Annotated in this window: 18 protein-coding genes; 3 read left to right on the forward strand and 15 right to left on the reverse strand. The window is 56.2% G+C overall.

Going from position 1 to position 17,337, the window contains the following annotated elements:
- On the reverse strand, positions 1-235 hold a 235-nt coding region (locus BMY49_RS11960; protein WP_208596196.1), incomplete at its 3' end, for a transposase.
- A gap of 245 nt (positions 236-480) precedes the next feature.
- Between BMY49_RS11960 and BMY49_RS11965 the strand changes: the two genes are divergently transcribed.
- Entirely contained in the window at positions 481-1,701 is a 1,221-nt protein-coding gene (locus BMY49_RS11965) for an argininosuccinate synthase (RefSeq protein ID WP_044627989.1), read from the forward strand.
- A 51-nt stretch (positions 1,702-1,752) separates the two neighbouring features.
- Positions 1,753-2,085, forward strand: coding sequence for an HlyU family transcriptional regulator (locus tag BMY49_RS11970; protein WP_044627988.1), 333 nt, complete (start codon positions 1,753-1,755; stop codon positions 2,083-2,085).
- Positions 2,086-2,119: 34 nt separating this feature from the next.
- Here the strand turns inward: BMY49_RS11970 and BMY49_RS11975 are convergent, their stop codons facing one another.
- The 4 genes from BMY49_RS11975 to BMY49_RS11990 are packed head-to-tail and all read right to left on the reverse strand — an operon-like array spanning position 2,120 to position 7,489.
- Positions 2,120-4,855: an ATP-binding protein gene (locus tag BMY49_RS11975; RefSeq protein WP_089675675.1), complete on the reverse strand. Its 2,736-nt coding sequence runs from the start codon at positions 4,853-4,855 to the stop codon at positions 2,120-2,122.
- A 2-nt stretch (positions 4,856-4,857) separates the two neighbouring features.
- Complete coding sequence (locus BMY49_RS11980) at positions 4,858-5,064, reverse strand: hypothetical protein (protein ID WP_044627986.1); 207 nt, start codon at positions 5,062-5,064, stop codon at positions 4,858-4,860.
- Positions 5,061-7,118 carry a 3'-5' exonuclease gene (locus BMY49_RS11985; protein ID WP_044627985.1) on the reverse strand — a complete coding sequence of 686 codons (2,058 nt, stop codon included), beginning with the start codon at positions 7,116-7,118 and terminating at the stop codon, positions 5,061-5,063. The genes BMY49_RS11980 and BMY49_RS11985 overlap by 4 nt, the downstream gene beginning before the upstream one ends.
- Positions 7,115-7,489: a response regulator transcription factor gene (locus BMY49_RS11990; protein WP_062360704.1), complete on the reverse strand. Its 375-nt coding sequence runs from the start codon at positions 7,487-7,489 to the stop codon at positions 7,115-7,117. The genes BMY49_RS11985 and BMY49_RS11990 overlap by 4 nt, the downstream gene beginning before the upstream one ends.
- 137 nt (positions 7,490-7,626) lie before the next feature.
- Here BMY49_RS11990 and BMY49_RS11995 point away from each other — a divergent pair, with 137 nt between their 5' ends.
- Entirely contained in the window at positions 7,627-8,712 is a 1,086-nt protein-coding gene (locus tag BMY49_RS11995) for a tRNA-queuosine alpha-mannosyltransferase domain-containing protein (protein ID WP_089675685.1), read from the forward strand.
- A gap of 19 nt (positions 8,713-8,731) precedes the next feature.
- Here the strand turns inward: BMY49_RS11995 and nth are convergent, their stop codons facing one another.
- The 10 genes from nth to BMY49_RS12045 form a co-directional block, all read right to left on the reverse strand.
- Positions 8,732-9,370, reverse strand: a complete 639-nt coding sequence (nth, locus tag BMY49_RS12000) for an endonuclease III (protein WP_044627983.1) — start codon at positions 9,368-9,370, stop codon at positions 8,732-8,734.
- Between the two features lie 29 nt (positions 9,371-9,399).
- Positions 9,400-10,101 carry an electron transport complex subunit E gene (locus tag BMY49_RS12005; RefSeq protein ID WP_089675676.1) on the reverse strand — a complete coding sequence of 234 codons (702 nt, stop codon included), beginning with the start codon at positions 10,099-10,101 and terminating at the stop codon, positions 9,400-9,402.
- Positions 10,098-10,724 carry an electron transport complex subunit RsxG gene (gene rsxG, locus BMY49_RS12010; RefSeq protein ID WP_089675677.1) on the reverse strand — a complete coding sequence of 209 codons (627 nt, stop codon included), beginning with the start codon at positions 10,722-10,724 and terminating at the stop codon, positions 10,098-10,100. The genes BMY49_RS12005 and rsxG overlap by 4 nt, the downstream gene beginning before the upstream one ends.
- Positions 10,721-11,752, reverse strand: a complete 1,032-nt coding sequence (locus BMY49_RS12015) for an RnfABCDGE type electron transport complex subunit D (RefSeq protein ID WP_089675678.1) — start codon at positions 11,750-11,752, stop codon at positions 10,721-10,723. Before BMY49_RS12015 ends, rsxG begins: the two co-directional genes overlap by 4 nt.
- A complete protein-coding gene (gene rsxC, locus BMY49_RS12020) occupies positions 11,749-13,419 on the reverse strand; it encodes an electron transport complex subunit RsxC (RefSeq protein WP_089675679.1) in 1,671 nt (556 codons plus the stop codon). Before rsxC ends, BMY49_RS12015 begins: the two co-directional genes overlap by 4 nt.
- On the reverse strand, positions 13,406-13,987 hold the full coding sequence (gene rsxB, locus BMY49_RS12025) for an electron transport complex subunit RsxB (protein ID WP_089675680.1): 582 nt from the start codon (positions 13,985-13,987) through the stop codon (positions 13,406-13,408). Before rsxB ends, rsxC begins: the two co-directional genes overlap by 14 nt.
- Before the next feature lie 5 nt (positions 13,988-13,992).
- Entirely contained in the window at positions 13,993-14,574 is a 582-nt protein-coding gene (rsxA, locus tag BMY49_RS12030; protein ID WP_044627977.1) for an electron transport complex subunit RsxA, read from the reverse strand.
- A gap of 15 nt (positions 14,575-14,589) precedes the next feature.
- Positions 14,590-14,727: a diguanylate cyclase domain-containing protein gene (locus BMY49_RS18100; protein WP_089675681.1), complete on the reverse strand. Its 138-nt coding sequence runs from the start codon at positions 14,725-14,727 to the stop codon at positions 14,590-14,592.
- Positions 14,728-14,903: 176 nt separating this feature from the next.
- Entirely contained in the window at positions 14,904-16,940 is a 2,037-nt protein-coding gene (gene metG / locus BMY49_RS12040) for a methionine--tRNA ligase (RefSeq protein ID WP_074210630.1), read from the reverse strand.
- A gap of 111 nt (positions 16,941-17,051) precedes the next feature.
- Positions 17,052-17,333, reverse strand: a complete 282-nt coding sequence (locus BMY49_RS12045; RefSeq protein ID WP_044627975.1) for a hypothetical protein — start codon at positions 17,331-17,333, stop codon at positions 17,052-17,054.
- Positions 17,334-17,337: the final 4 nt, after the last annotated feature.

The raw sequence follows: 17,337 nt of genomic DNA on the forward strand, positions 1-17,337 counted from the left end.
AGCCGCTGGCCACGCCGTAGACGCGCTGCCGGATCATGGTGTTGAGCCCATGACGAATCATGCGGGCATCCCGCTGGTCGGTCAGCGTCTCGGCCAGTCGCTGGGTTAGCCGGTGTTGTTTATCGACTTCGCGCAGTAACAACACACCGGCATCCGAGGTGATATGGCCTCCGGAGAAATCGGCTTCAATCTGGCGGCGGGAGAGTGGCGAGAAGGTCAGTTTTTGAGGTACCATTTTGGATAGCGGCTTTTAGTGTGGGTTTTTGTGTAGGAACTTGAATTCTAACACTTTAAGCCGCTTCTTCCTTCCTCATGCTACCTTCTTCATGAGAAATCCGGGCTAGCAGCTTTACCCCTAAGGCGTCGTTGACGGTATTCGCTGAGCATTGAGAACGCTATACTGACGGTTTGAATAAACAGGTAGCGCTGGCTTAAGGGCGCTACCCTTTCTAGTGAACTGCTTTTTACAAGGAGCAAAGAATGTCCGATGTCAAAAAGGTTGTGCTGGCATATTCAGGCGGCCTGGACACATCCGTAATCGTTAAGTGGTTGCAAGAGACCTACAACTGCGAGGTAGTGACCTTTACTGCCGACATCGGTCAAGGTGAAGAAGTCGAGCCTGCTCGTGCCAAAGCGCAAGCGCTAGGCGTAAAAGAGATTTACATCGAAGACCTACGCGAAGAGTTCGTGCGTGACTACGTCTTCCCGATGTTCCGTGCGAACACTATTTATGAAGGTGAGTACCTGCTAGGCACCTCTATTGCTCGCCCGCTGATCGCCAAGCGCTTAATCGAAATTGCCAACGAGACCGGCGCAGACGCCATTTCTCACGGCGCGACCGGTAAAGGTAACGACCAGGTGCGTTTTGAGCTGGGCGGCTACGCGCTTAAGCCGGGCGTTAAAGTCATCGCGCCATGGCGCGAGTGGGATCTTACTTCCCGCGAAAAGCTGATGGCTTACTGTGAAGAGCACAATATTCCGGTGGATTTCTCTAACAAGAAGAAGAAATCTCCCTACTCCATGGATGCCAACCTGCTGCACATCTCCTACGAAGGCGGCATTCTGGAAGATCCTTGGGCCGAAGCCGAAGAAGACATGTGGCGTTGGAGCGTTTCTCCTGAAGCCGCACCAGAGCAGCCGACTTACGTTGAGCTGACGTACGAGAAAGGCGACATCGTTGCGATTGACGGCGAAGCGCTGAAGGCACATGAAGTGCTGGAGAAACTCAACAAGCTGGGTGGCGATAACGGCATTGGCCGCCTGGATATCGTTGAGAACCGCTATGTGGGCATGAAGTCGCGTGGCTGCTATGAAACGCCAGGAGGCACGATCATGCTGCGCGCTCACCGCGCGATCGAGTCACTGACGTTAGACCGTGAAGAGGCTCACCTGAAAGATCAGCTGATGCCCAAGTATGCCGAAGTGATCTACAACGGCTATTGGTGGAGCCCTGAGCGCCGCATGCTGCAAGCTGCTATTGACGAGACGCAGAAAAATGTCTCGGGTGTTGTCCGCATGAAGCTCTACAAAGGTAACGCTACGGTAGTCGGTCGTAAATCTGAGCAGTCACTGTTTGATGAGTCTATCGCAACGTTTGAAGACGATGCGGGTGCTTACAATCAGAAAGATGCCGAAGGCTTTATCAAGCTGAATGCGCTGCGTCTTCGTATTGCCGCGGGCAAAGGTCGTCAGCAGAGCTAACGTTCAACAGTGGCCAGCCTCAGGGCTGGCCACTGCGTAACAGGAGCCGTTATGTTTAAGAAGTTGCTTTCAGGCTTATTTGGTTCGCAGGGCGGTGGTAACACGAGTACTGGTACCAAAGCGGCTGAACCGGTGGAGTATAAAGAGTATTTAATTATCTCCCAGCCCGATAACCAAAGCGGCCAGTACCGCGTGAGCGGCTGGATACGCAAACCCGATAGCCAAGGTGGCGCACAAGAGCACCGGTTTGAGCGTTCCGATATGTTGCCGGGGCGTGAGGCTTGCGATGCACTGATGGTGTCTAAAGCGCAGCGTTACATCGACGAGGTGGGCGATGCGATGTTCGAACCCGACCCCCGCCGCGATAGCAGCACGGCTAGCTAATTATGGGCGTCCATTAGGGCGCGCACCTCATTGTTTACATAAAAGAGGCTTTCGGAAGTTCCAATACCATTTTGGTGCCGCCTAATGGGGATTCGGTAGCCCATAGTTTGCCACCCAGGTGGTGAATTATAGCGCGGCTAATGGGCAAGCCTAAACCACTGCCTTTGGGTCGGCCTTTTTCCGTAGTGTGCTCTCTCAGCTGGAGTTGATAAAACTTTTCAAAGACGTTTTCACGCTCTGACGGGGGAATGCCTGGGCCGTTATCCTCGACGCTTAGTTGAAAGGTATTATCAACCGGATAAACCGATAACCTAATGTTTGGGTGCCGGGGAGCAGCAAATTTCCGTGCATTCTCCAGTAAATTAATAATCACCTGTTCAAGACGGTCCGGGTCGGCAGTGACTATGGCAGGTGACGCTTCCGCAAAGAACTCAAATTCGACACTCTGTTCGTCATGTAAGCGGAAAATGGCATCGCTGCTCTGTTTGGCTAGCTTGGTTAAGTCAACCGCCACTGGTTTCATGGTTAATCGGCCGCTTTCAAGTCGCGCTAAATCCAAGATCTCCTCAATAAGTCGGGAAAGGCGCTGGCTTTCCAGTACCATAATGCTGAGAAATTGTTGTCGTTTATCGGCCGCGATATCGGGTGTATCGCGTAAAATTTCTGCAAATGATCGTATAGATGTTAGTGGCGTGCGAAGTTCATGACTGATCATAGCGACAAACTCATCTTTCATGCGATCAAGCTCACGTAGCCGTTCGTTAGCGCTGCGTAGCTCTTCACCGACACGAGCTAGTTCCTGGGACTTTTGCTCTAATTGGCGGTTGTACTCTAAGGCCTGGGAGGTGGTGTCTAAAATAGTGAGCACTGACTCTACATCTACTGCTTCACCACGTAAGACCGAGTTGATTAATACGCTGGCGGATGCGCTACCCAGGGAGCCAGCCAATGCCTGTTCAGCACGAGTGATTAGTGCCTTAGACGCTGGCCGCTGATAAGCATCGGTCTCGGTATCAGGTTGTGCCGTTTGGGATGCAAAGACACGCTGAGTTGCCATACTTCCCAAATACCGAATTAACAGTGCATGGAGTGCGCCTTCGGTGGTTTCACCTTGCCAGAGTGAAGTGGTTTGCAGATTGGGGTGCATTGCCTCGGTAAATAGTGCGGCCTGAGTCTGCTCTAGTGGTGTAGGACGAGTGAATAATGATACGCCAATCAGCAAACTAACATTAACTAGCATGCTCCAAAACAGTGAATGCGTATAAATATCCCATCCGCTTAGCCCCAGCAGCGCGTAAGGTGATAGCCAACTGATTTCCCAAGGGCCCTGGGTAATTAACGTCTCTTTCAGCCAGCCCGACTGTGCAAACCCCGGCAGCAGCAGCGTATAGAACCAGATAAAAAATCCAGCGAGCAGCCCTAACGTTGCCCCCTGGCGCGTTGCCCCGCGCCAGTAAAGCCCGATGAGCAGTGCAGGGGCAAACTGGGCCACTCCCGCAAAAGAGACCAGCCCGATGGTTACCAGGCTGTAGCTATCGCCGATCAGCGCATGGTAGAGATAGCCCATGAGTAGAATCAGTAAAATGGCGATGCGCCGAATGTTGAGTAGCCAGTCGGCAAGCCGGCCATGGCGCTCAATATAAAGGTGCTTTACTTTCAACAGCAGAGGCATAATGAGCTGATTGCTGACCATGGTAGAGAGGGCAATCGTCTCAACAATAACCATGCCGGTGGCGGCTGAAAGACCACCGATAAAGACTAACAGCGGCAAACCTTCTAGCCCCGCAGAGAGGGGCAGCGTGAGCACGAAGCTATCGGGATCGCCCTCGCCAAGTAGCAGCCCGGCTAAGGCAATCGGGATGACAAACAGGTTAATCAACAGCAAATAGAGCGGGAATAGCCAGCTGGCGCGATGGAGGTGCTGCTCGTCAACATTCTCCACCACGAGAACCTGGAACTGCCGGGGTAGTGTAAAGAAGGCCAGAAATGCCAGTAGCAGCATACCCACCCAGCCCGTTGCGCCGCCAGGTACGTTTTCTAGGCGCATGCTATTGATTAATGCTGGTGTAGCAGCGACTTCGGCCAAGAGGGCGCCTGGCCCTGCAAACATGATGAACGTGACAAATACGCCTACTGCCAGAAAGGCGATCAGTTTCACCAGGGACTCTACGGCAATGGCAGCCACCATCCCTTCGTGGCGCTCGCTGGCATCTAAGTGACGGGTGCCAAAAAGAATAATAAACACCGCCAGCACCATCGCTATCCAAAAAGAGCGGTCCATCCAGAAGCGTTCGTTCTCTAGCGTGATATCGGCACCCAGTGGGTAGTTCATCAGCACCGCATGACTCACCGTGATAGCTTTTAGCTGAAGCGCGATATAAGGGGTGATGGTGATGAGCGCCATGATGGCCACGAGTGCCCCTAAACGGGAGCTTTTGCCGTAGCGGGCGCTGATAAAGTCGGCAATCGAGGTAATGCGCTGCTGTGCGGCAATGCGCACCATTTTGCGTAGTGTAAAAGGGGCTAACAGCATCGCCAGTGTCGGCCCCAGGTAAATCAGTAGGAAGCTAGGGCCATACTGTGCTGCGCGGCCAACGCTGCCGTAAAACGTCCAGGCAGTACAGTAAACCGCGATAGAGAGGGCATAGACCGTCGGCGAGCCAATCAGCGAGCGGCCCTGTTCGGCGCGCCGGTCTCCCCAGGCGGCGACCATAAAGAGCAGGGCCAAATAGCAAAAGGCGGTACCAATCACTACCCAATCGCCGCGCATGGTCATGGTTCCTTGGGGGGCTCAACCAGCCAAGCGGTGAATCCAATGAGCGCTCCCCAAACGACAAATAGGTAGAGCGGTAGCCAACCTAGCAGGCCCGGTAAACGATCAACAATAAGCAGCATCGGCGGGCAAAACATAAATAGTGCTAGCAGGGCCAGCGCGATGAGCCGTTCACGCCTGCGGGAAGGAGCGCTGAAGGGGTTCATGGTGCGCTGGCATCCTCTTTATCAAAGGCATTTGCCTGCAGGACAAGCAGCTCTTCCAGCGTATCAATGCCCCGGGCCTCGAGCCGTGGCAGCAGTGCTAGCCATAGCTCTGCGGTAACGCGGGCATCACCTAACGCCGTGTGGCGAGTGCCCGGTGGAAAGTGGAGGTCATAGCGCTTGGCAAGGGTGTCTAAATCGTGACCATCCAATGCTTCATCGAGCGCTTTTGAAATCAGCAGTGTGTCTAAAACAGGCATCGTAAAGTCAACGCCACGGTTGCTAATGGCCAGCATATCGAAAGCCGCATTATGGGCGAGCAGTACGGCCTCGCCAATGTAGTCTCGAAACAGGCCAAGCACCGTTTCAAGAGGGGCAGCGCCTGCGACATCCGCATCGGTAATGCCGTGAATCACCGTACTGGCAGCAGGAATGGCGCGCTTCGGGTCCACGAAATGATCAAACGCATCATTCGCCAGTAAACGACCATTGACGATCCGGCAGGCGCCCAGGCTAATCACCGTGTCTCCTCGGCGCAGCTCAAGGCCAGTAGTCTCCGTATCAAACGCCACGATATCCAGGCAGCGTAGAGCTCTGCTAGCCAGAGCCTCGTCAGGCGCAGGCAGCTGTGCGATGCCAAAGTCATGGAATTCCGGCCGCGGAGGTGCAAGCTCACGAGGCGCTTGGGTTTGTGCAATCGTTGGTAGCGGCAGTCTCAGTCGTGCGTGGCGTTTATCCGCATCGGCAACACTCCAGATATCGGTGGCGTGCTGGCGCAGAATATCCGCGACTGAGGGGCTAAGCGGTAGCGTAGTCAGCGGGTGCTCGCGCCAAATGGTGAGCTCGCCTTCGGGGACGGGTGAGCCTTGCCAAATCAAGTCAACGTAAGCGCGTTTTGGGTTGAGCGTAATCTCACCTTCAAAACCGCTGCTGGGCAAGTGGCAGCGTAGGTGGTCTACCAACGAGTCAAACAGTTCAATGAGTGCTGGCGCATCGCCTTTAAACCAAGCGGGCACGCCGATAGGGGTGATTAAGCGGTGGGCCGGGTCAAGGCGCTCATCCAGCGATTGCCAAAAATCGTTGGACCAAATGGGTCTTAAGCGTTCGCCGTGGTACTGAAGATCGTCCAGCAGCGAGCCAATCTCCGCGACGTGCTTGTTTAATGCTTGGCTCTCATCGTGCACTACTTGCTCTAAACGTGCTCGTAGCTCAAGCGACGTTTCTGAGGGGGGGATTTGACGTAGCGCATCAGCGGCGCTGCTTAAGCTGGCGGAGTGCTGGCGAAGTGGCGGCAATAGATGATTAAGTTCGGCCCGCACGCCCATTTCATTATTCCAGGTGGTGGTCGCATCGCTACAGGTTACCAGCGTTTCGCGTTCACTGCCGGGGACCCGGCGAATGACAACCTTTAGCCAGCGCTGGTCACTGGGAGCGAGCATTTCCCGAGGCGAGCCATCGTCGGGCAGTTGTGCCATGGCGTTGGCGAGGGTAGCTGTTGGCAGCAGGGCATCCAGGCGTTTACCAAGCCCCAGACCGGTATTACCCGCAAAGAAGTTTTCGGCAGCCTGATTAAACAGCATTACCCGCCGGTGCCGGTCGCAAAGTAGCAGCGGTGTTTCAAGCACCTGTAGCAGCGTTTCAAGCTCTTGGCGTATACGCGATGCGCTACGCGCTCCTTCTGCATGGGCGGTGGCGAGTCGTGAGCGGTCGGCGCGCCAGCTGTGACTGACGAGGCGAAGGTCTGGGCCAAGCCCTTTTAACCAGCCCTCTACAGTGTGTTCGTCTGGGGCATCTGGATTGGCTACCCAACGCGCCAGCTGCGCTTGAAGATGGCGAAGGGGCGTAAAAAGCATGCGCTCCAGCAGCAGGCCCATTAAAAAAAGCGTGATGCCGCCTGAAAAACTGCCTAGCCATAGAGCCGCACGCGCCACGCCGGAAAGTGCCAGCTGGCTATCTAACCAAGCGGCAAAGAGCGCTCCCCCTACTAGGCTAACGCCGCTTAGCAGCAGCCACACGCCGACCAAGCGTTGGCGTTTAGGAAGGCCTTGGCGTGTCATGGTGCACGCTCAGCTAACAGGGCTTTGACCTTCTCTACAAGCTGCTGGGTAGAGAAAGGCTTGGTAACGTAGTCATCTGCGCCCAGCGCAAAGCCTTTTTCCCGCTCTACTTCACGGCCATGAGCCGTTAACATAATCACCGGTAAATGCCGTTCGGATTCAGAGCGGCGCAGCTGCTCCAGCACTTCAAAGCCACTGATGCCCGGCAAGCTGATGTCTAGCAGCAGTAGGTCAGGGGATGAATCGGCAATTCTCTGCAGCGCGGTTTCGCCGTCGGGCGCTGTCGTTACCGTCAGCCCGGCATGGGACATGAGGTACTCAAGGGAGAGTAGGATATTGGGTTCATCATCGACCACTAATACGTTGGCCATTACGGTTTCCTCAGCGGCGTTAGATGAGCAGTGCGACTGCTGCGATGGTTTAAGTGTATGTAGCGTACAGCATTCGGCCAAGACGACCTTGGCCGAATGCTGTGTATAAAGAGAACCTTTCACCGGTAGACAGGATGATGCGCGTTTTATTGTTATCGGCTTATGAAGCGGTTAGCCACCGTTATTGGGCTAACAGCTTAATGGCTGAAGTGAACGAGGTAGACTGGACGCTGCTAAGCTTGCCTCCTCGCTACTTCTCCTGGCGCATTCGTGGCAACCCGTTGAGCTGGTGGTTAAAAGAGTACGAGCGGCTAAGTCAGCCCTACGATGTAGTGCTGGCAACGTCTATGGTAGATATCGCCACCTTAGTGGGGCTGTTTCCCCATCTGGGGCGAGCAAGAAAGATCGTCTATTTTCACGAAAATCAGTTTGCCTACCCCGAATCCAGCGAGCAGATGCCCCAGGTAGAAGCCAAAATGGTCAACTTGTATGCGGCACTGGCGGCAGATGTGCTGGTGTTCAACACGGCCTATAACCGGGACTCTTTTTTTGATGGTGCGCGGCGTTTTTTAAAGAAAATGCCGGAAAACTTGCCCGCTGCTAAACCGCTAGAACGGCTACGCCAAAGCGCTCGCGTGGTGCCCGTGCCCATCGCGCCTGCTAACTGTGCCGCCGCTGGTAACTCAAACCCGCAGCGGCTGATTTGGAATCACCGTTGGGAGTATGACAAAAACCCGGAGGACTTCTTCGCGGTGCTGTTCAAGCTAAGCGAGCAGCAGGTGCCCTTTGAGTTGGCGGTGCTTGGCCAGCAGTTTCGCGACGTGCCACCGATATTTGCCGAGGCGCAGGTGCGCCTGGCTGAGCATGTTATCTGCTGGGGGCCGCAGCCGGAGGCGGAATACCGTGCGCTGCTCAACGGTGGAGGTATTGTGGTATCAACCACTTGGCATGAGTTTCAGGGGCTGGCGATCATGGAGGCTGCCCAGCGAGGAGCCACGCCGCTGGTACCGGATAGGCTCTGCTTTCCTGAACTTTATCCCGCCCAATATCGCTACGATGGTACACAAGAGGGGCTCTATCAGCGCTTGAAAGCGTGGCTGTTAAACCCCGGTAGCCAGCCCGCACAGTTGGATACTCAGCCATGGCAGTGGCCGCGTTGGCGAGAAACGTATCGTCAGCTGCTGGTGGAGGGGGCAGCTAATGACCTGCTCGGCATAGAGTGATCCTGACGTTGGCGTGCCGTTAAGCAAGCTCGGTTTTTTCTTTATAGTCGCATAGATCTTCGATGATGCAGCTACCGCAGCGGGGTTTACGCGCAATGCAGGTGTAGCGCCCGTGTAAAATCAGCCAGTGGTGGGCATCTTGTTTAAAGGCGCTGGGAACGTGGCGCAACAGCTTCTGCTCGACTTCCAACACGTCTTTACCTTTGGCGATACCGGTACGGTTCGAAACGCGAAAAATATGCGTATCCACCGCGATAGTGGGCTGGCCAAAGGCGGTGTTTAAAATCACATTGGCGGTTTTACGCCCCACACCGGGCAGCGCTTCCAAGGCTTGACGGGTGTTGGGAACCTCGCCGCCGTGCTGATTGACCAGCAGGTGGCAGGTCTTCATTAAATTCTCTGCCTTGGTGTTAAACAGGCCAATGGTTTTAATGTGCTGCTTTAGGCCATCAATACCCAGCTCAATGATCGCCTCAGGAGTATTCGCGACCGGATAAAGCTTGGCCGTGGCTTTATTCACGCCTACATCCGTTGCTTGGGCGGAGAGCAGGACCGCTGCCAACAGCTCAAACGGCGTGCTCCAGTTGAGCTCGGTGGTGGGGTGTGGGTTTTCCGCCTGGAAGCGCGCAAATATCTCATGACGCTTTTGAGCATTCATAGCGTGTTCTCTTGGTTATTGAATGGTGCTTATTTAATAGTGCCGGTGACCCGCACACGGCGCTCGGCTCGCGGTGCGATGTTGACGGGCTGAGCGCGGGCGGCGCGCCGTTGATCCAGCACGTTTTTCAGCGCGATCAAAAGCCCTGCAACGAAGAACGCGCCGGGGGGCAGGATGAAAAAGAGAAACTGGTAATCCGCCACCAGGGTGATCTGCCAGTGAGCGGCAACTGGCCCAAACAGCAGCGCCATGTCGCTAAACAGCGTCCCTTGGCCCACCAGCTCGCGGATCGCGCCCATCAGCACTAATACCGCGCCAAAGCCCAGCCCCATCATCAGCCCATCGATGGCCGCGGGCAGCACGGGCTGGCGGGAGGCAAACGCATCCGCCCGGCCCAAAATGGCGCAGTTAGTCACGATAAGCGGGATGAAAATCCCCAATATTTGATAGAGCGAGTAAGCGAATGCGGCCATGAGCTGCTCAGCGCAGGTTACAAAGGCGGCAATCACCATCACGAACGCAGGGAGCCGCACGGCGCTAGGCACCTGGTGGCGAATGAGCGAGATTGTTGTGCTGGCGCCTACCAAGACCAGCAGAGTGGCCAACGCTAAGCCTAGCGCATTCACCACCGTGGCGCTGACCGCCAGCAGCGGGCAAAGCCCCAGTAGCTGCACCAGCGCCGGGTTATTTGTCCAAAGCCCTTCTCGGGCAAGCTGTGTCCACTGGCTCATGGTGCGGGCTCCTGCTGAACGAGTTCGCGCTGATAGTAGCGCAGCGCCTCATGAACGGCGTTAATAACGGCCCGTGGGGTAATCGTTGCGCCGGTAAAACTATCGAACTCACCGCCCTCTTTGCTCACCGCCCAGCCGCTTGGGGGCAGGCTCTCAAGGCTTAGGCCGTTGAATGATGTGATCCAGGCGCTGCGTGACCTCTCGATATCATCGCCAAGCCCTGGCGTCTCTTGATGGTGCGTGACCCGCACTCCGGTGAGTTGCCCGCTTTGGTTGATGGCGACTAGCAGGCGAATGTCACCGTTATACCCTTGGCGTGTCACGACCGGCAGAATAGTCGCGGCGTTGTTGCCTTGCTGCACCCGCCAACCCTCTTGAGGCGTGCGATGGCCCAGCGGCGTTGGGTCGGGTAGCGAAAATGCGCTTTCTAATACGGCCTGAACCGGCACCGAGGCCAGTGAGGCGGGCAACACTTCCTGCAGCTGACGATGCTGATAAGCAAGCTGGTGTTCGGCAATGCGCTCGGCGGTCACAGCGCGGGTGAGGGCGACGCTGCCGGCGGTTACCAGGGCAAACAGGCCAAGGGCCAGCGCGCCACGCAGCATAGCGTGTTGAGTGGTCATGGCGCGCTCTTCCTCTCATCAGGCCGAGCGGTAGCTTGACCGACCGGGCGTGGCACGCTGACTATGTCCAGCAGCGGCACGCAGAGATTCATCAGCAGCACGGCAAAGGCGACGGCATCCGGGTAGCCGCCTAAATTGCGAATCAGGATGACCAGCACGCCAATCCCCGCACCGTATAACAGCTTCCCCTGACGACTGGTGGCCGCTGAGACCGGGTCGGTGGCAATAAAGAAGGCACCAAACAGCGTTGCCCCAGTGACAAGATGAAACAGCGGTGAGCCAAAGTGGCTGGTGTCGTTGGCATAAAACAGCGCTGAGAGCAGCATCATACTGCCCAGCATAGCGACCGGAATATGCCAGCTGATCAGCCGCTTGGCGATCAACACCACGCCCCCTGCCAGCCATGCCAGCGCGATATTGCGCCAAGCATTCAGCGTGCCGTCAGGGAGCGGCGACGATGCCCAGAACTCGCTGGCGAGCACGGCGTCACCTTTGTGTTTGAAAGCATCTAAAGGAGTGGCTCCGCTCAGGCCATCGAGCGCTGACGTGGTTAGTGTTCCCATTATTTGTGGCCAGAGGGAGTCGGGCCAAAGCGATTGGGGCGGTGCCCAGAGCGTCATATGGGTGGGAAACGACACCAGCAGCAGTGCATAGCCCACCATCGCAGGGTTGAAAGGATTGTGGCCCAAGCCGCCATAGAGCTGCTTCGCGACGACGACGGCGGCGATCACCCCAACGCCAATCAGCCACCAGGGGCTCGCGGGTGGCAGCGAGGCGCCTAGCAACACACCAGTGAGCAGGGCGCTGGAGTCGTTGAGCGTCGGCCAAATGGGGCGGTGGCGCAGGCGTAGAACGAGCGCCTCAGCGGCGACGGCCCAAAGCGCCGCGATCAGTACGTTGCTGAGTATCCCTAGCCCAAAATAGAGCGTCATCACCGCAAGGCCCGGAAGCGTGGCGGCGATGACCCAGCGCATCACATGGGCTGTTGATGGTGCTTTTCCCAGCTGGGGGGCGTGCATCATGCTCATGGCGCTTCCTTCTGTTCACTGGCGGCGCGAGCGTCGGCCAATCGTGCTTCTGCCGCTTTTAGATTCTCTTGGGCAGTGGCGAGCTGGGTCTCCAAATCGTCGTGGCGCTGCTGCGGGTCTTGAGCGGCGGCCCGTGCCAACACTTTCTCCGCTTTTCGCACGGCGGCTTTGGCTGCCGTTTGAGCGATGCGTAGGCTGCGAAGGTCTGCCACGGGAGCGGTTTGAGTGCCCGTAGCGTCGCTGGAAGCGGACTGCTGCTGGGCGAGCCGTGCCTGACGGCGCGCCTTCTTCTCCGCTTCTTCCCTGACCAGCCGCGCTTGGCGGAACTCAAAGCGGTGCTTGGCGTGTTCCGCTTTGGCGGTTTCGATGCGTTTATGCCGAATACGCTGTTTGGAGGAGCGGTAGTCCTGCACCAAAGGAATCGCGCTGGGGCAAACGTAGCTGCAGGCACCGCACTCAATGCAGTCGAACAGATGATGGGCTTCAAGGGCGGCATCGTTTTCGGCACGGGCGTACCAGTGCAACTGCTGGGGAAGCAGTTGAGCAGGGCACACACTTTCACAAGCGCCGCAGCGAATGCAGGGGGCTTCCGCGGGTGCTGGCGGCAGCTCTTCTTTTGTCGCGGCAATCAGGCAGTTGGTCGTTTTGGTAACGGGGGCCTCTAATGACGTAAGCGGCGTGCCCATCATCGGCCCGCCGACCACCACTTGATGCAACTGCTCGTCGTCCACGCCAACCTGCGCCAGCAGCGCGTCTACCGAGGTGCCTACACGAACCCAGTAGTTGCCGGGCTGGGTAATGGCATCACCCGTTAGGGTAACGACCCTTGCGACCAGCGGTAGTCCGTCGCGTACCGCTTGCAGCGCCGCGAGCAGCGTGCCGGGGTTGTGGCATAGCACGCCAATATCCGCCGGTAGCCCACCGCTAGGCACCTCGCGGTTCAGCAGCTTTTTAATCAACTGGCGCTCTCCGCCGCTGGGGTAGCGGGTTTCGATTATCTTCAGAGTCACGCTCGCGAGCGGTTCGCTGTCAGCAATGACCGTAAGAAGGGCTTGTAGGGCCTGAATAGCCTCAGGCTTGTTATCTTCGACACCGACGATGATGTGCGTGGCTCCGCATAGGCGAGCCAGCAATTGAGCACCCTCGAGCACATCCGCTGCATAGTGGCGAAGCGTGAGGTCATCGGCGGTAATATAAGGCTCGCACTCGGCGGCATTGACCACCAGCGTGTCAATGGCATGGTGCTCGTTGACTTGAGCTTTGATATAGGTCGGAAAGCCTGCCCCCCCTAGCCCAATAAGCCCGCTATCATCTAGCCGTTGCAGCAGCGTGTCGCGCTCTGCGGTTCGCCAATCCAGCGGCGGTAGCGTGGCCCAGCGATCTTCGCCATCGCCTTGAATGATGATCACGCTGTCAGTTATCTCGATCACGGTGCCGCTGATACTGGCGTGCACATTAGCTGAGACCATGCCATCTCGGCGGGCGACTAGTGTGCCTGTTTTGACCGCATCGCCCACGTTGACGCAGGGCAGTGCCGCTTTACCGGTATGTTGCGACAGCGGTAGCATGACCACCTTTGGCAGCGGCGCGGTGCGCAGCGGCGCTTGATTAGAGCGCTCTTTACGTTCGGGTGGGTAGATGCCACCGGGGAATTCATAGGCCGACATGCGCGCTCCTTAATGGCTGACGGTCACTCACGATGGGCTCCCACTGTGTCAGCGGCTTGCGTCTGGGTAGCATGTCGATGCAGTCCACCGGGCAGGGGGCTACGCAGAGGTCGCAGCCGGTGCACTCGTCTTCGATCACAGTATGCATCTGTTTGGCCGCGCCAATAATGGCATCTACCGGGCACGCCTGAATGCACTTGGTGCAGCCGATACACTCGGCTTCACGGATATACGCCACGGTATCTTCACTGGCTGCTTCCCCATCTAGCGGGGCAGGGTCACGGCCGAGCATATCCGCTAGGGCGAGAATAGTTGCCTCACCGCCGGGAGGGCACTTATTGATGGCGTCGCCCTGATTGATCGCTTCAGCGTAGGGGCGACAGCCGGGATAGCCGCACTGGCCACATTGGGTTTGTGGCAGCAGCGCATCAATTTTCTCAACCAGCGGGTTCTCTTCACCTTTAAAGCGCGCGCTCGCCATGCCGAGTAGCGCGCCAAAGGTGATGCCCAGGCCGGTGAGTACGCCGACGGCGCTAAGCACGCCCCACCATGAAAAGGAATCGCTCATGGCCGTTACCCCTGTACCAGTCCGGAAAATCCAAGAAATGCCAACGACATGAGGCTGGCGGTAATCATGGCGATAGCGGCCCCACGAAAGGGCTTGGGTACATCTGCGCTGGCCAAGCGCTCGCGCATGGCGGCAAACAGTACGAGCACCAGCGAAAAGCCTAACGCAGCGCCCAGGCCATATAGCGTGGTATGGAAAAAGCTCAGCTCTCGGTTTAGCGACAGCAGCGCCACGCCGAGGACGGCACAGTTGGTAGTGATTAGTGGCAGAAAAATACCCAGCACCTGATGCAGTAACGGACTGAGCTGGCGCACCATGATTTCAGTGAACTGCACAACGGCAGCAATCACGACGATAAAGCTAATGGTACGCAGATAGGTAATATCAAAGGGCACCAGTAAGCCGTGATAAACCACGTAGCTAGCGGCAGAGGCTAGCGTCAACACGAACGTGGTAGCCAGCGACATGCCCATCGCTGATTCGAGCTTGTTCGAGACACCCATAAACGGGCATAGCCCAAGAAATTGGACCAATACAAAATTGTTCACCAGCGCGGTGCTGACCAAAATAACGAAGAGTTCATTCATGACGGCGTATTTTGCTTAGAAATAGGGTGGCTGGCTAGAGGGGGCTTGTAGAGAGACATGCAGCGCCGTCGCCACTTGCTGTAAGCACTCGTCTCCTTTCTGATGGCCATAATAGTCGTTGTAGAGTTTGAAGTGATCGATATCCAGCATCATGATGGCCAGTAGTCACTGTCTGCACTGGCTTGGCTCACCGCTAAGGTTAAGCGCTGATCGAATAACCGCCGGTTGGGAAGCTCCGACAGTGAGTCATGGGTCTAAATGGAAGAAGTAGCCTAAAAACAAAAGGGGCAGGCTGTTCGCCTTGCCCCTTTCATCCGTGAATGGCGGCGCTACGTTACACGCTGACCCGGCTCGGCGCCAGCATCCGGCGAGAGCAGATAAATACCCTCTTTATTCGCTGAAGCAAGCACCATGCCTTCGGATACACCAAAGCGCATCTTGCGGGGCGCCAAGTTGGCAACCATCACCGTCAGGCGGCCTTCCAGGGCCTCTGGAGAGTACGCAGAACGAATGCCAGAGAAGACGTTGCGGGTTTCGCCACCCAAATCCAGGGTAAGCTGTAATAGTTTGTCAGCACCTTCGACATATTGTGCTTTGGCAATCCGAGCAATGCGCAGGTCAACCTTGGCAAATTCATCAAAGCTAATTTCATCCGCGATGGGCTCGTCTGCTAGCGGACCTTTCGGGGTGTTTTTTAGCTTCTGCTCTTCTACCAGATCCTCTTTTGATGCGTCGATCATAGCATCGATTTTGTCCCGCTCTACTCGGGTCATCAGCGGTTTGAATTTGTTGATCGGGTGGTTGACCAGCACATTACCACGGCTTTCCCAATCAAGAGTGTCAATATTTATAAACTCACGGGCTTGCTCTGCCATGCTCGGCACCACCGGCGCCAGATAGACCATCAGCTGGCGGAACAGGTTGATGCCCACCGAGCAGATTTCCAGTACTTCTTGATCGCGACCATCCTGCTTGGCGAGTGCCCAGGGCTCTTTTTCAGCGATATAGGCATTGGCTTCATCGGCCAATTCCATAATCTTGCGAATGGCGCGGCTAAACTCACGCGCTTCAAAGTCGGCGGCAATATCGTCACCGGCAGCGATAAAGCGGGCAACCATCTGCGGTTCGGCACAGTGCTCAGAGAGGGTGCCGCCCCCAAGTTTTTTGACAAAACCGGCACAGCGGCTGGCAATGTTCACGACCTTACCGACGAGATCTGAATTCACTCGGGCAGCGAAGTCTTCAAGGTTTAGGTCAAGATCATCCACCTTGGAGGTGAGCTTGGCGGCAAAGTAGTAACGCAGGTACTCGGGGTTGAGATGTTCAGCGTAAGTGGCGGCCTTGATGAAGGTGCCGCGCGATTTTGACATCTTCGCACCATCGACGGTCAAAAAGCCGTGGCAGTTTACCGCCGTGGGGGTGCGCAAATCAGCACCGTGGAGCATGGCAGGCCAGAACAGCGCGTGGAAATAGACGATGTCTTTACCAATGAAGTGGTAGACCTCCGCGTCTGAGTCTTTTTCCCAGAAGCGATCGAAATCAATACCTTCGCGCTCGCAGAGGTTTTTAAAGCTGGCCAGATAGCCGATGGGGGCGTCTAGCCATACATAGAAGTATTTGCCGGGCGCATCGGGAATCTCAAAACCAAAGTAGGGCGCATCGCGGGAAATATCCCACTCGTTAAAGCCAGACTCAAACCACTCCATTAGCTTATTGCGGATTTGTGGCTGTACGTGGCCATCATTGATCCACTGCTGCAGGAAGTCGGCGAAGTCCGGCAGTTTGAAGAAGTAGTGCGTGGAGCTGCGTACTTCGGGCGTGGCACCGGAGATGGCGGAAACTGGATTGATCAGGTCCGCAGGTGTGTAGGTTGCGCCGCACTTTTCGCAGTTATCGCCGTACTGATCGACCGCGTGGCACTTTGGGCAGGTGCCTTTGATGAAGCGATCGGCTAGAAACAGACCTTTCTGCGGGTCGAACATCTGCTCGATATCGCGAGTGGCAATATGGCCTTTATCGCGTAGGCGGGTGTAGATCAGCTCGCTGAGGTAGCGGTTCTCATCCGAGTGGGTGGAGTGGTAGTTATCGAACCCCACGCCAAAGCGGGCGAAATCTTCCTGGTGGTCTTGGGAAACGCGTTCAATCAGTGCTTCAGGGGAAATGCCTTCCTGCTCGGCACGCAGCATAATCGCGGTGCCGTGAGCATCGTCAGCACAAACGTAGTAACACTGCTGGCCACGGCTCTTTTGGAAGCGTACCCAGATATCCGTTTGGATGTACTCAAGCAGGTGGCCTAAGTGAATAGCGCCATTGGCATAGGGAAGGGCGCTCGTCACCAGAATGTTGCGCGGGGCAGTATTGGACATGGTGAGTGATAATTCCGGTTAGGCAGTACAAATAAAGACGGCGAAGGGGAGGTGCTTCGCCGGTAATGTCATGGTAATGCGTACAAATAGCCAGAGGCTCAGCCTGACAGACTAGTAGAGCGCTTGCTCTTCTTGAACTACTTCACGCAGCAGTTCTAAAAATAGCTTGTCTGCTTCCGAGTGCTCTGCCGGGTCTTCAGGAATATGCACGCTGGTGGTGTCTGAAATCTCATTGGCAATACGTGCCATCACAGCGGGGCTACTGCCTTCAATCAGTTGCTGGCGTGCAATAGCCAGCGACTGCTCTAGAATTTTAGGGTCTTGTAGAAGCTTGCGAATAAAGCCGCGTAGCTCGTTGATAATACGTGTTTTTTGAATTTCTGATGCGGACATAGAG

It is taken from the genome of Vreelandella aquamarina, assembly GCF_900110265.1.
Lineage (GTDB): Bacteria > Pseudomonadota > Gammaproteobacteria > Pseudomonadales > Halomonadaceae > Vreelandella > Vreelandella aquamarina.

What these genes read in the sequence shown, in the direction of transcription:
- BMY49_RS12005 (WP_089675676.1), bottom strand. Translation starts at nt 10,101, where the DNA reads ATGAGCCAGTGGACACAGCTTGCCCGAGAAGGGCTTTGGACAAATAAC.
- BMY49_RS18100 (WP_089675681.1), bottom strand. Translation starts at nt 14,727, where the DNA reads ATGATGCTGGATATCGATCACTTCAAACTCTACAACGACTATTATGGC.
- rsxA (WP_044627977.1), bottom strand. Translation starts at nt 14,574, where the DNA reads ATGAATGAACTCTTCGTTATTTTGGTCAGCACCGCGCTGGTGAACAAT.
- rsxG (WP_089675677.1), bottom strand. Translation starts at nt 10,724, where the DNA reads ATGACCACTCAACACGCTATGCTGCGTGGCGCGCTGGCCCTTGGCCTG.
- nth (WP_044627983.1), bottom strand. Translation starts at nt 9,370, where the DNA reads ATGAATGCTCAAAAGCGTCATGAGATATTTGCGCGCTTCCAGGCGGAA.
- BMY49_RS11990 (WP_062360704.1), bottom strand. Translation starts at nt 7,489, where the DNA reads ATGGCCAACGTATTAGTGGTCGATGATGAACCCAATATCCTACTCTCC.
- BMY49_RS11970 (WP_044627988.1), top strand. Translation starts at nt 1,753, where the DNA reads ATGTTTAAGAAGTTGCTTTCAGGCTTATTTGGTTCGCAGGGCGGTGGT.
- rsxB (WP_089675680.1), bottom strand. Translation starts at nt 13,987, where the DNA reads ATGAGCGATTCCTTTTCATGGTGGGGCGTGCTTAGCGCCGTCGGCGTA.
- BMY49_RS11995 (WP_089675685.1), top strand. Translation starts at nt 7,627, where the DNA reads ATGCGCGTTTTATTGTTATCGGCTTATGAAGCGGTTAGCCACCGTTAT.
- BMY49_RS12015 (WP_089675678.1), bottom strand. Translation starts at nt 11,752, where the DNA reads ATGAGCATGATGCACGCCCCCCAGCTGGGAAAAGCACCATCAACAGCC.
- BMY49_RS11985 (WP_044627985.1), bottom strand. Translation starts at nt 7,118, where the DNA reads ATGACACGCCAAGGCCTTCCTAAACGCCAACGCTTGGTCGGCGTGTGG.
- metG (WP_074210630.1), bottom strand. Translation starts at nt 16,940, where the DNA reads ATGTCCAATACTGCCCCGCGCAACATTCTGGTGACGAGCGCCCTTCCC.
- BMY49_RS12045 (WP_044627975.1), bottom strand. Translation starts at nt 17,333, where the DNA reads ATGTCCGCATCAGAAATTCAAAAAACACGTATTATCAACGAGCTACGC.
- BMY49_RS11965 (WP_044627989.1), top strand. Translation starts at nt 481, where the DNA reads ATGTCCGATGTCAAAAAGGTTGTGCTGGCATATTCAGGCGGCCTGGAC.
- BMY49_RS11975 (WP_089675675.1), bottom strand. Translation starts at nt 4,855, where the DNA reads ATGCGCGGCGATTGGGTAGTGATTGGTACCGCCTTTTGCTATTTGGCC.
- rsxC (WP_089675679.1), bottom strand. Translation starts at nt 13,419, where the DNA reads ATGTCGGCCTATGAATTCCCCGGTGGCATCTACCCACCCGAACGTAAA.
- BMY49_RS11980 (WP_044627986.1), bottom strand. Translation starts at nt 5,064, where the DNA reads ATGAACCCCTTCAGCGCTCCTTCCCGCAGGCGTGAACGGCTCATCGCG.